This window comes from Bacillus sp. SRB_331 (assembly GCF_003264175.1).
In the GTDB taxonomy this organism is placed as follows: domain Bacteria; phylum Bacillota; class Bacilli; order Bacillales; family Bacillaceae_G; genus Bacillus_A; species Bacillus_A mycoides.
Genome location: NZ_NADV01000001.1, coordinates 70,429 through 83,186 on the forward strand (window position 1 = coordinate 70,429; position 12,758 = coordinate 83,186).

The 12,758-nt window shown below is 34.6% G+C and carries 14 protein-coding genes and 1 pseudogene; 10 read left to right on the forward strand and 5 right to left on the reverse strand.

Going from position 1 to position 12,758, the window contains the following annotated elements; translation table 11 throughout:
- Both B5P42_RS00445 and B5P42_RS00450 read left to right on the forward strand, forming a co-directional pair.
- Positions 1–1,005, forward strand: a complete 1,005-nt coding sequence (locus tag B5P42_RS00445; RefSeq protein WP_113733365.1) for an ABC transporter permease — start codon at positions 1–3, stop codon at positions 1,003–1,005.
- Positions 1,006–1,144: 139 nt separating this feature from the next.
- A pseudogene (locus B5P42_RS00450) lies at positions 1,145–3,068 on the forward strand (FtsX-like permease family protein).
- Positions 3,069–3,106: 38 nt separating this feature from the next.
- Here B5P42_RS00450 and brnQ2 read toward each other — a convergent pair.
- The 4 genes from brnQ2 to B5P42_RS00470 form a co-directional block, all read right to left on the reverse strand.
- Positions 3,107–4,423, reverse strand: a complete 1,317-nt coding sequence (gene brnQ2 / locus B5P42_RS00455) for a branched-chain amino acid transport system II carrier protein BrnQ2 (RefSeq protein WP_113733366.1) — start codon at positions 4,421–4,423, stop codon at positions 3,107–3,109.
- A gap of 220 nt (positions 4,424–4,643) precedes the next feature.
- On the reverse strand, positions 4,644–5,213 hold the full coding sequence (cotJC, locus tag B5P42_RS00460) for a spore coat protein CotJC (RefSeq protein WP_002140479.1): 570 nt from the start codon (positions 5,211–5,213) through the stop codon (positions 4,644–4,646).
- 12 nt (positions 5,214–5,225) lie between these two features.
- Positions 5,226–5,489 (reverse strand): spore coat protein CotJB, encoded by a 264-nt coding sequence (locus B5P42_RS00465; RefSeq protein ID WP_002140482.1) that lies wholly within the window; start codon positions 5,487–5,489, stop codon positions 5,226–5,228.
- 8 nt (positions 5,490–5,497) lie between these two features.
- Positions 5,498–5,713, reverse strand: a complete 216-nt coding sequence (locus B5P42_RS00470) for a spore coat associated protein CotJA (RefSeq protein ID WP_002140483.1) — start codon at positions 5,711–5,713, stop codon at positions 5,498–5,500.
- Between the two features lie 109 nt (positions 5,714–5,822).
- On the opposite strand from B5P42_RS00470, the gene B5P42_RS00475 reads away from it, so the two are divergent.
- The 6 genes from B5P42_RS00475 to B5P42_RS00500 all read left to right on the forward strand — a co-directional run bounded on the left by B5P42_RS00475 (position 5,823) and on the right by B5P42_RS00500 (position 9,043).
- Positions 5,823–6,188, forward strand: a complete 366-nt coding sequence (locus B5P42_RS00475; RefSeq protein WP_000398543.1) for a VOC family protein — start codon at positions 5,823–5,825, stop codon at positions 6,186–6,188.
- 20 nt (positions 6,189–6,208) lie between these two features.
- Complete coding sequence (locus B5P42_RS00480; protein WP_043331297.1) at positions 6,209–6,988, forward strand: DUF2935 domain-containing protein; 780 nt, start codon at positions 6,209–6,211, stop codon at positions 6,986–6,988.
- Between the two features lie 312 nt (positions 6,989–7,300).
- Positions 7,301–7,582, forward strand: a complete 282-nt coding sequence (locus B5P42_RS00485) for a YkvA family protein (protein WP_000733844.1) — start codon at positions 7,301–7,303, stop codon at positions 7,580–7,582.
- Positions 7,583–7,593: 11 nt separating this feature from the next.
- Positions 7,594–8,199, forward strand: a complete 606-nt coding sequence (locus B5P42_RS00490) for a DedA family protein (RefSeq protein ID WP_002134575.1) — start codon at positions 7,594–7,596, stop codon at positions 8,197–8,199.
- 110 nt (positions 8,200–8,309) lie between these two features.
- Positions 8,310–8,678 (forward strand): DUF3992 domain-containing protein, encoded by a 369-nt coding sequence (locus tag B5P42_RS00495; RefSeq protein WP_113733367.1) that lies wholly within the window; start codon positions 8,310–8,312, stop codon positions 8,676–8,678.
- A 20-nt stretch (positions 8,679–8,698) separates the two neighbouring features.
- Entirely contained in the window at positions 8,699–9,043 is a 345-nt protein-coding gene (locus B5P42_RS00500; protein ID WP_000525803.1) for a DUF3992 domain-containing protein, read from the forward strand.
- Between the two features lie 60 nt (positions 9,044–9,103).
- Here the strand turns inward: B5P42_RS00500 and B5P42_RS00505 are convergent, their stop codons facing one another.
- Positions 9,104–9,529: an S-Ena type endospore appendage gene (locus B5P42_RS00505; protein WP_002087412.1), complete on the reverse strand. Its 426-nt coding sequence runs from the start codon at positions 9,527–9,529 to the stop codon at positions 9,104–9,106.
- 353 nt (positions 9,530–9,882) lie between these two features.
- Between B5P42_RS00505 and B5P42_RS00510 the strand changes: the two genes are divergently transcribed.
- Together B5P42_RS00510 and B5P42_RS00515 are read left to right on the forward strand one after the other, a co-directional pair.
- On the forward strand, positions 9,883–12,345 hold the full coding sequence (locus B5P42_RS00510; protein ID WP_113733368.1) for a LamG-like jellyroll fold domain-containing protein: 2,463 nt from the start codon (positions 9,883–9,885) through the stop codon (positions 12,343–12,345).
- A gap of 80 nt (positions 12,346–12,425) precedes the next feature.
- Complete coding sequence (locus B5P42_RS00515) at positions 12,426–12,629, forward strand: hypothetical protein (protein WP_000391506.1); 204 nt, start codon at positions 12,426–12,428, stop codon at positions 12,627–12,629.
- The last annotated feature ends 129 nt before the right edge of the window (positions 12,630–12,758 follow it).

The window sequence follows — 12,758 nt, forward strand, 5'->3', positions numbered from 1 at the left end:
ATGTGGACGTATATAAAACGCGATAAAAGATTTTGGATAAGCATTGGGTTTCTTCTCATATTAGTTCTTTTGAGCATCGGAAATACGATATGGAATGATGGACATATTAGACAAGTTACGTTGCAATATGATGCGGATGAAAATCCACAAGTACCACCGTTTTCACCTTCATTACAATTTTTACTTGGGACAGACCGGAAAGGATACGATCTGTTACATTTAGTCATTGAAGGCGCAAAGTGGACGATTGGTATATCTATTTTAATTGCGGCACTTAGAATGGTAATAGGTGTGTTTTTCGGTGTTGTAATCGGAACATATGTAAAAAGAGGGTTTTCAAAAATCGAGGCTTTTTTTGATAGTTTTACAGTTATTCCAACAGTTATGATTGCGTACTTTTTTCTTCACTTTGCAAATGCATTTGGGAGTGGAGAGGAAACAACAACCTTTTTTGAAAGGGCTTCGTTTCAAGTTTTATTACTTGTAATGCTTGTGATGCCAGTTATTGCACTGTATGTTGCGAAGGAAGTTCGTAAATTGAGAACCGAAGAATTTATTGAAGCTGCGTGCATATTAGGTGGATCAAGAAGGCACATTGTTATAAAACATATTTTTCCACATCTTTATATGACGTTTATACTTGTATTTTTTCAGCAGTTTACGCAGACTCTTACTATTTTACTACACTTAGGATTACTGGAAATATTCTTTGGCGGAACGGTTAAGTTTTTAGGACCGATAGAAGAAATAGACTCTTACACACATGAATGGTCAGGTTTAATCGGAGTCTATTTTAGATCATTAACAGTGCATCCGTGGATTCCTCTCGTTCCAATTACATTTTTTGGACTTACTATCTTTTCGGGAAATATGATTGTAAAAAGTATAGAAGAGGCGATGACAAAAGTTCGATTAGGGGGAGATATAAAGAAGACGGATGTAGAAGAGGAACAATCTGCTGTGCAGTCAAAAGAAGAGTTATTTACGTTTAAACATACGATGTGAAGAGCCTAGGAAACTAGGTTCTTTTATTTTGTTATATTACAATATCGTAAGAGAGGTGTAATGAAAATCGATAGGGAAGAAATACAATTTCGTATACACTTCATGTATAGAGAAACGCGAGAGCAGGTGAAGGTATACGATGGATTTTTTAGAAGTATCAAAACGTAGTATAAAACGAAATATTAAAGATTATTTTCTATACTTTATTTCATTAGTAGGCAGCATTATTATTTATTTTACATTCGTATCGATTAAACGAAATGAAAGTGTAGTAGCGCTTTTGAAAGAATCGGATAAAGTAGAAACGACATTTACGTTTGCACAAATTTTATTAATTATCTTTTTAACGATTTTTATTTTTTTATTGTAATAGCTTCTTTTTACGAAAGAAGAAGAAAGAAATTGCATTGTATAGTTTATTAGGAATTCGTAAAGAAGAAATTGCAAAGTTACTCTTTTATGAAACATTACTAGTTGGTGCTGCGGCAAGTGTATTAGGTATTATTTCTGGTTTATTTATAGCGAATATATGTGCAGGGCTTCTTGTGAAGTTAATGGGAAGTGCGTTTACTTTTACATTTACGATTTCATTGTTATCTATAGTAGAAGTTCTTATAACGATAGGTGCGATTTTCTTTATTGCATCATGGAAAAGTAAAAAGTTAATTTATGAGCATCGTTTAGTTGAATTATTATATGGTGAAAATCAGAAAGAAGAGGTACCTACTTATTCAAGTAAGAAGGCAAAACGAGCAATTATTTTATTAATTACAGGTTATATAATTGCGTTACTCACACAAGTTTTTGGGTTTGGAGCAATTTTTATTACAGGTCTACTTATTTTTGGGTGTATTGTAAAAGGTACGTTTTTACTATTTGAACAATATACAGTGAAATCACTCCATAAAATAAAGGGAGATAAAACGAAATATTGGAATGGAACGAACATTTTATCGATTTCTTCATTGTTCTTTAGAATAAAAGGGAACGTAAAGATGCTTGCGTTAGTATCTTTATTAAGTGCAGTGACGCTATGTACAATTGGAATTAGTTCTAGTATGTATTATGGGGCTCAGAAAACGGCGACATTAATGAATCCAGTTAGTTATGAGTATGTAACAACTGGAAAGGAATTAGATAAGAAAGTTAGAAAAGAAATTCAAAAACATGAGTTAGGAATAAAAAATGAAACGTCCGTAGCTTTACTTTCTACGCAAGGGAAGATAGATGGAGAACAAATATTAACTGGGTATTTAATAGGTAATGGTAATGTACAAGTTATAAAAGAGTCGGATTATAATAAAGTAGCTTCTATGTTAGGGAATAAAAAAGCTGTTCTGGGTTCTGAAAAAGAAGTTATTTTATTAGATCCGTATAAATCATATAACATTGAAAAGAATTCGCTTGAAGGAAACAACGTGTCCTTTGAAGGGATGAAGAATGGTATAACAATTGTTGAGCATCGTGAGGAAACAATTGTTAGTGCGAAACTTGCGCCAGTTGGACTTGTTGTTCAAGACTCGTTATTTAATAAGTTGCAGCAAGGAAATGCTGTTTCAAAGGTAAGTGGATTTATCGTTGAAGGAAACGGTAGTAGAGAGCTAACGAAAGAGCTAGAGACTATTCTTTTTAAGGAAGCGAAGTTCCAATCATTTGAACAGGCGAGTCAAGCTGAGTTGCAAGATGGTGCAGTGTTGTTATTTGCAAGTGTATTTTTAGGGATTGTTTTTATTCTGGCTACTGGCTGTATTTTATACTTTAAACAAATAACAGAAGCGCTGGCAGAGCGACCAGCATACGGAATGTTAAAGAAAATCGGACTAACGAAAAGAGAAGCAACAGAGTCTGTAAGAAAACAAGTAGGAGCGATTTTCGTAGTACCATTACTGCTTGCGATTTGTCATACATTCTTTGCATTTTTAAGTTTGATGGGCTTTACAGGAATGTTTGAATATAGTCTTCCTTTACTAGGTAGTATAGGAGTGTATATCATGATTTACTTAGGCTACTATATGTTAACTGTTCGCTCATATACAAATACTGTATTCAGCGATAGAAAATAAAAAGAAGCAAGCATGGATTTCATGCTTGCTTCTTTTCTTTATTTTGTAGAAACTTCACCTGTAGCTTCTGTTTGTGGAATACAGTATCCGATTATACCACCGATTATTGCTGGAACGATCCAGCCGATTCCTAAGTTATAAAAAGGAATTGCGTGTACGATATTAGCGATAAAACTGGGTATCATTCCCACATTATCAAGTGCATGAATACAGCTAATAATGAATGCTGCGATCATCGCTCCGATATAGACAGAAGGTTTACGTTTCGTATATTTATCGATAAATGATACGAAAATTAAAATGATTGTAATTGGATATAAAATAATTAATACGGGTAATGTAATTTTGATTAATAAACTTAATCCTAAGTTTGAAATAACGAAGCTAAAAATACAAACGTATAGTACAAGCTTCTTATATGAAACATTTGTTAATACTGTTGTGAAATAGTTGGCGAATGCACTTACAACACCGATTGCAGTCGTTAAACAAGCAGCTATAATTGCGATACTTAATAAAACATTACCGCTTGTCCCAAAGAATTGATACATAATAGTTGCTAATAGTTGACCGCCATTTTCAAATTGTCCTAAGTTTCCGTTTGAAGCGCCGATATAACCTAGTAAGAAGTAAACAATTGTTAAGAAAAGAGCCGCAATGCTTCCGCAAATAATTGTATATTTCGCAATGGATTTCTTATCTTGTATACCGTTTTGGCGAATTGCATTTACAACAATTGTTGATAATACGAGAGCTCCGATTGCATCTAATGTTAAAAAGCCTTCGAGAAATCCTTTGAAAAATGGGATTTCTTTATAGTCACCAACAGGTTCTGCGAACGATACTGGTGAAAGAATCGCCTTTGTTGCCATAATTGCAATAATTCCAAGCAAAATTGGCGTTAATATTTTTCCGATATGATCTACTAATTTGGATGGATTTAACGATAAGAAGTAGACGACTATAAAGAAAATCGCACTAAAAACTAACATAGAGTACCATTGATCTGGGAAAAGTGGTGCAATCCCAATTTCATAAGATACAGTTCCAGTTCGTGGAATAACAAATAGTGGGCCGATGGAAAGATAAATAATGATAGCGAATACTGCTGCGAATTTTGGGTGAACACGGCTCGCTAAAGTATTAAAACTACCACCAGCAAGGGCAACAGCGACGATAGCTAGTAAAGATAAACCGACATCTGTAATAATAAATCCTGTAATGGAAACCCACATATTTTCTCCGGAAGAAAGACCGAGAAGAGGCGGGAAAATCATATTACCAGCACCGAAGAAAACTGCGAATAGTAATAAACTAATCGAAAGTATTTGCGCTGGTTTTAAAGTTGTACGCATATAAAGAAAAGCCTCCTAATGAGCGTTTTTTTGTCGAAAATTCAAATAATTTGTCGATTAACTGTTATTATTTTAAAGGTCTGATGACTAGAAAGCAAGAGGGAATTTTAAAAATATTTTAAAATAATGCGTAAAATTGAATAAATATACTATTTATATGTTAATGCAGGAAGAATTTCACTTTTAACGTAAAAAAACACATATCGCTAGGATATGTGTATTAAAAATAAATTTGCCTATCACGTTCTTCTTTTAAAATTTCTACAGCCTCTCGGAAACGTTGAGAATGGACAATTTCTCGTTCGCGTAAAAAGCGTAAGCTATCATTTATATCGGGATCGTCTGATAAATCAATTAGCCATTGATAAGTCGCTCGTGCTTTTTCTTCAGCTGCAATATCCTCGTATAAATCTGCGATAGGATCTCCTTTCGCTTGAATGTAAGTGGCAGTAAAAGGAACACCACCTGCATTATGGTAAAACAAGGCGCTATCATGATTCGCATAATGCGCGTCTAATCCGGCAGCTTTCATTTGTTCAGGTGTTGCATCTTTTGTTAATTTATAAATCATTGTAGCAATCATTTCTAAATGTGCGAACTCTTCTGTACCAATATCGGTTAGTAAGCCAACGACTTTATCAGGAATAGTATAACGCTGATTTAAGTAGCGCAGAGCAGCAGCTAGTTCGCCGTCCGCACCACCGTACTGTTCAACTAATAATCTTGCGAGTGCTGGATTACAAGTACTCACCTTAACAGGATATTGTAATTTTTTTTCATAAATCCACATAGTTTCTCTCCTTCATATTTGCCATGGCCACGGTCCTTTGCTCCATTCCCATGGAGCGTTAGAATAACTATTTCCAAACTGCTGAAGTGGTCCGTATTTTTCTTCAATTTTTTGTTTTAATACTCTTCGTTTATAAGAAAAATCGTTGAATTGATTTATAGCTGCAGTATCGTCGGGATGCGTATCTAAATAGAGAGTAAGTTCAACTAATACAAAGTCTAATTCTTGAAGTTCTTCAATCCATTTGTAATATTCATCAGGCAATGTTTGTGTCACGTCTTTATTCACCGTCCTTTTTTGTAAGGGTTTTCATAATAATCATAAAAAGCAGGCCATAAAGTCCCTTTTCTTAAAGCTTCTTTTGGTGTGAATTGGGGTAAATTAGTTGGTTGAAAACCCATATATAAGTGCGGGGGAGTTGAATAATATTTCTTTCCAATTGGAGGACAAGGATCGTTTGGACCATGATAAGGTATGAAGGATTTCATGAATTTATCCATGTTACACGCCTCCTTTATAAATGAAATATCCATTACTATGTATTGTATTCGTACATAATTGTCATTTATGACTCATATAAAAAACTAATAGAGACAGGGGGAGTTGAGGATGGAAGGCATTACAACATGCATCGTATTAGAATCAAAAAATTTAAAGGAAACATTGTATTTTTATGAAGGGATTTTAGGCTTTAAACCAAGCAAGGAGAGACCTCAACTACATGTAACAGGTGTTTGGTATGACGTTGGTTTAACGAGAATTTGTTTTGTGGTAAATCGGAATTTACGAGGGCGAGAGAAGGTTGCTAATTCTTCGTGTGAATTAATAACCTTTTCAATTTCTGATATGGAAAAAGTAAAGAGAAAATTACAGTTTTACAAAATATCTTTTGCGGAAGAACAGCATGCGGATGGGGTGGTAATTACTCTTTATGATCCAGATTGCTATAAGCTTCAAATTTCATCAGAGGCATGAGTAACCATAGGGGGGATAGTGTGGATAGAATGTATGAAGAAAGCGCACTGTTTGAACATAAATTTTGGCTCAAAGTTCTTGGGGATCATGCTCAGTTTTTACTAGATGCTTTAGCTCCACAGGAGAAAGAAGATATACAGAAAGCCACCTATTTTGTAGAAAAATTCACGAACTTTTTAAATGAAATTCATACTGTAAATTTTATTGCATTTTCAAAAGATGCAGAACAAGCTGCAGAGGAGATTCGAGCATTTAAATTAAATATTATACAAAAGCAATTGGAAGGTAAAATTGTGATTCATTTTACTCCGACTTTTATTAATCATATGGTAAATGAAGTGGAGGAATATATAACAGTATTAGAATACTTAGGGAGGGGAGAAGTCCCGCCCGTTTTTCATGAACTACACTATCATCTCGCGTGGTTAACGGATGCAGCAGGGCATGCTGGTTCTATTTCAGGCGGATTAGATGTTGTGGAAAAAAGATTGAAGGAGAAAAGTGATTTGTTTGCTAAACATTTTGAACAATTTTATTTAAAAGCAGTTGAAATGACAGGTTATTTACGGTCAGAACTGAAACATTTTCCAGCTTTGAAGAAGTTTACAAAAGACGTTTCACTAGAGCTAAAGTTATTCTCGCATTTCCTTCGAGAAGTAGAAGAATTAGAGTTGTCTGAGCAAATATTAAGTTCATTATCAGCCAGGATGGCGGATCATATGGCGAGGGAGGAGTGTTACTATTTATTGAAGTTAGCACAATCCTCAGGGTTAGAGATACCGAAATGTAATCCGCTTTAAAAATAGATTGTAGGGAAGATTAAGCAGACAAATTGTAACAGTGATAGAAGTATGTGAACAGGTTTCATTATGAAAAAAATATTGACAAGCCCCTCCAAATATCTTAATGTGATTGTATAAAATTGTGTATCTAAAGGGGAGTAACTTATTACAGTAAAGTCGTCATTACAGGGAGAAACCCTCGGCTTTATTGGCAACGTTTCGTTGTTAGTGAGACCTTTACCAGCAATGGTAAAGGCCCCTTATTGTCTTTTTAGGACCCTTACCATATTTGGTAGGGTCCTTTTTGTATACAAAGAGAGGAGCTAGAAAATGAAAAAACTTATTAGTAGATTAAGAGTTGTATTTCATGTCCGCCGTTTTGTTCCATTTCTATTTGACTTTTTTACTTCAAAAGAGGTTTCCATAAAGAAGAAAATCTTATCTATTGCTTTTTTAGTTGGTTATGTAGCGATGCCGCTCGATTTAATTCCAGACTTCTTACCGTTTATCGGTATTTTAGATGATATTGGAATTGTGTTATTTATTTTAAATCGAATTGTAAAAATGGCGCCAGTGCAATTGCAAGAAAAGCATAACGTAAACGTAGGATAGGAGTTGAAAATATGGAGCAAATTATTTTAGATATAATCGAGTTTTTAAAGCAGTTTTCTTATTTTGGAGTTGTGTTAGCTTTAACTTTTGAGTTTATTCCAGCAGAGGTAGTTTTGCCTATGGTTGGATATTGGGTATACGAGGGTGATATGAATTTTTGGCTAGCTGTATTAGCTGGAACACTAGGGGGAACGACAGGACCATTAACGTTATACGCACTAGGTTATTACGGTGGTCGTCCTCTATTAATAAAATACGGGAAATACTTCTTTATTAAAGAAGAACAAATTCAAAAAGCAGATGATTTCTTTGAGAAATATGGGCCGGTTGTAGCATTTTTAGGACGCTTCATCCCGGGAGTTCGAACGCTTATTTCCGTTCCATGTGGTATGGCGAAAATGAACATATGGAAATTTAGCATATATACATTTGTAGCAATGTTCCCGTTAACGACTTTGTATATTTATTTTGGAATGAAATTAGGTCCGCATTGGGAAAAAGCAGCGGGTGTTGTTGGACAATATATGCTACCGATATTAGCCGTCGTTCTTATTATTGTAGGTGGTATTTTAATCTATAAATTTATGAAAAAACGAAACAGATCGGAATCTATCTAGTCATTGGTAATGGAATTTGCATATTTTTTGAAAATAGATGAATAGTACAGGCAAAAGACTCTGAGGGACATACACATATAGGGAATATAAAAGAGAGAGGGGAAACAACTATGTCTTGTGAGTGCTCAGGGGCAGCATTAACTTGCTGTCCAGATAAAAATTATGTGCAAGATAAAGTGTGTAGTCCGTGGTCTGCTACTGTAGTTGCAACAGCAATTGATAATGTTCTTTATACAAATAATATTAACCAAAATGTAGTTGGTACTGGTTTTGTTAAATATGATGTTGGTCCAGGTCCAATTACTGTAGAAGCGCTTGATTCTGCTGGGGCTACAATTGATACACAAACATTAAACCCAGGAACGAGTATCGCTTTTACGTATCGCCGCTTTGCTAGTATACAAGTTGTGTTACCTGCAACACCTGGTGGAACGTATCAGGGAGAATTTTGTATTACAACACGTTATCCACTTTCATAGTAGAATAGGAGAGGATCGAAATGGGAATGAGAAGTTCCGGTTTGTCTTGTTGTTCTAATAAAACACTTGTGCAAGATCAAGTATGTACAGACTGGTCTATTACAGGTGCTGGTACTCAAATTGTATATACGAATAATATTACACAAGAAGTATATGGTTCAGGTTATGTGAAATATGATGTAGGCGCGAATCCCATTACAGTTGATTTTTTAGTCGGTGCTACAGTAGTTGATACAATTACTGTACAACCACAAAGTAGTGGTACGTTCACTGTACGATATTTTACTACTGTCCGAATTACTACGACAGGAACAACTGTTAATCAAGGCGAGTTTTGTATTACAGTACGTTATCCAATTTCATAAAAAAAGCATACCGTAAATGTTATGCTTTTTTTAAATTGAGGAAGTAATAAAATTGGTATTCTATAAGCAACATGTAAATTGGCAACAGTACTTGCCTTCTAAATATAGTGAAGGATTATTTTGTATATTAATAATACTAACGGATTTTAAATCTTTACCTGTGTAAGATATTGTATTGCCAGGAAACACAGTGAAAATATTGGTTACTGCTCCAATGATTTGAATTGTAATTGCTTCAGTGCTGCTAGTACTATTGTAAACCGAGACAGTACCTGATATAAGCAGTATCCCATCACTTTGCCACAGTATCATTGATTGTAGTGCATCTTTGGTAGAGGGAATGGTGTTGTTAGTTATGAGGAAATTCCCTGCAAATTCATTTGTTACTCGCTCACAACTTGGATTTGGAGGAGGGGGCGGTGGACAGGGGTCTGGACAAATGATAGATAAAGGAGCGAAACAGCCAATATTTTTTTTGTTCTTCAATACAACCCCTCCTTTTTAAGTTGTCTTTTACTACTATTAAATGTAGAAGCATGGCCGATGTGTTAAGAAAAGAAGAAAATTTTTAAAATTAAGATTGTCTAATAGGCTTACAGCTTAACTTATCATTAATGTTATAGAAAAGATTATATGTGAATAGACATGGGAAAAGAATGATCAGACTCTTTTAGACAAAAGGTGGTTGTATACAATAGTACGAGTAATGTTGGACTTAACACCTAATTAACTGTATATTTACAAAAATCTAATAAAATTCATTTGTTATTTAAACGATATTAATATGTTTAAGATAAAATAGCCCTTGTAATGAATCAATTATTATGAGGAGGATTCACGTGGAAAGAACTGCTTTACGAAAAGTAAAAGGTCTTATTGGATTATTAATGGTGTTTGTATTGGCATTTGTATCATTACCGTGGAGTACGTCGGTTAAAGCGGAAGAGAAAAAGCAAGAAAAGGCACCAAGTGAGAAGAAGATAGTTTTTCCAGTTGTAAGTGATGTGCATATTAAAGATAGTGGAACAGATGATAAGTTCCGCTGGAAAAGAGCGATTGAGCAATTTAATACGCTTGCACCGAAGCAGGATGCATTTGTTATTGTAGGTGATTTTACAGATTCGGGAACAGTGCAGCAATACGACCGTTTTATGCAAGTTTATAATGAAAATGCAAATAAAGATGCGGTACGAATGAATTCTCTTGGTAATCATGATTATTGGAACGGTTTATCTGTAGATGGAGCACAGAAGCGTTTTTTAGACAAAACAGGAATGAAATCGGTTTATTATCATAATATAGTAAAAGGGTATCACTTTATCGTAATGTCACCAGAGGATGGAACAACGCATGGCTATTATTCGGACAAGCAAATTAATTGGTTAAAAGAAGAAATGGCAAAGGCACAAAAGGATGATCCGGAAAAACCGATTTTTGTGTTTTTACATCAACATATTAAAGATACAGTGTACGGTAGTCAAGAATGGGGAACGAAAGATAGTGCGAAAATTAATGCAGTGTTAAAAGAGTACCCACAAGTCATTACATTTTCAGGTCATTCACATTATCCATTAGATGATCCAAGATCGATTCATCAAAAAGATTTTACATCAGTTGGTACATCTTCTGTAAGTTATATGGAAGTTGAAGGTGGTAAAGTACAAGGAAATATCCCGCCAGGAGCTAGTACATTAAGCCAAGGTTTATTAGTAGAAGTGGATGATAAAGAAGTAACGATTAATCGCCGTGATTTCCATACGAATTCTTGGACAGGTGAACCTTGGAAAATTAAATTACCATCAAAGAAAGAAACATTTACTCATGTAGAAGATCGTGATAAAGAAAAACCATACTTTGCAAAAGATGCAAAGCTTGCTGTATCAAATGTAACAGAAAATGCAGCAACAGTAACATTCCAGCAAGCGTTGGATAACCTTCTTGTTCACTCTTATCGTGTACAAGCTAGAGATAAGCAAACTGGAGAAATAAAGAATAAATTGTTAGCATTCTCTGAGTTTTATCGTGATCCAGTGCCAAAAGAACTTACATTTACGCTTGCTGGATTAGATGGTGGGAAATCATATACACTTGAAGTGGTTGCAATTGATTCGTTTGGCAATGAAAGTGCGCAACCGTTAACTGCAGAAATCATAACGAAAAAAGATAATATTGATCCGAATGTGAAAGTACCAAAGGCAGACGTTTTTGATGTGAATTTCTTAGATGGTACATTTAAAGATAACTCACCGTTTGGAACAAAAGGTGATGTGAAAGGAAATGTATCTATTGAATATGATAAAGCGTTGAAAACAAATGTAATGAAATTAAATGGAAAAGCAAATACATTTGGGTACCTTCCATTTTCAGCAACACAAAAAGAAAAAGTAGCAAATTCATTTACGTTAGAAACTGTATTTTCAATGAATGAAATTCGCGGACAAGGTATTTTGCAAAATACAGAGAGCGGTGGAATTGGTTTTGAGTCTACAGGAATTGGATATGTAGAATTATGGGCTCATATTGGCGGAAGTTATAAACGTGTAGGTGTTCAATTAGAAGCAAACAAAACGTATCATTTAACAGGAACGTATAATGGAAGTGAAGTAGCAATTTATGTAGATGGTAAAAAAGTAAATAGTCAGCCAGCTCAAGGGAAAGTATATCACCCGAACGTACCATTCGCACTTGGTGCAGATCCTGATAGCAACGGAAATGGCGGTATTCCGTTAAATGGACAAATTGCATTAGCAAAATTATATAGTAAAGCATTAAGTTCTTCAGAAGTAGTAGCGGCATATAACGAGTTTTCTACTCGTACAAAATTAGAGCAAGTAAATACGTTATATGAAGAAATCGGAAAAGTGAAAGAAGTATTGGCAGGTACTTATGAATTTGGTGAAAAGCCAGGTCAGTATTCACAAGCAGCTTTTAACGAATTACAAAGAAGCTATGACAATGCAAAGAAAGTGTTTGAGAATATAGCGAGTACAGGAGAACAAATTGTTCAAACATATAATGAATTAAAAACAGCAAACCAAACATTTGTCCAATCAAAGGTAGCAGAAGAACAGCCAAAAACACCGAAAGAAAAATTACAAGTGAATATTGAATCTGCAAAAGCAGTAGTGAAAAAAGCACAAGCTGCAAATGTAACGGACGGTTCAGTGAGATCATTGAGTCGAAAAATTACAGTTGCAGAAGCTGTATTAAAAGATGTGAAAGTAAAAGATGTACAGGTAGAAACGATGAATCGTACGTTAGAGTACGCTATTTCACTGGTTGAAAAAAGCATCAACAAATAAGGTATAAGAAAAAGAAGCTTATCATGATAGGCTTTTTTTTTGTTATACTAAAAGTAGTATAGAAAAAGGGAGCGAATAATTTGGAAGAGAAAAAGCTAAAAAGAATTCTTGAATATGTATGGATCGCCGTTGTGCTCCTTGTAGGATATTATTTATTAAAAGATAAAAGTATATGGATTCTATTTTTAATGACATTTTTATTAGCGGGATTAGGAACGCTATTTATTAACTTTTTCTTTGATAGTGTAAACGCGTGGAGAAAGAAAAAGAAAGAGACGAAGTAAGGGGAGATAAGTATGCAAAAGTTGCAGGTTATGTACTCACTTGCATCGGTATATTTATCATTTTACAAACGTTAACGAAAAAACATAATAGAACATGAAAATAGCTCGCCGTTTTACCGGCGAGCTATT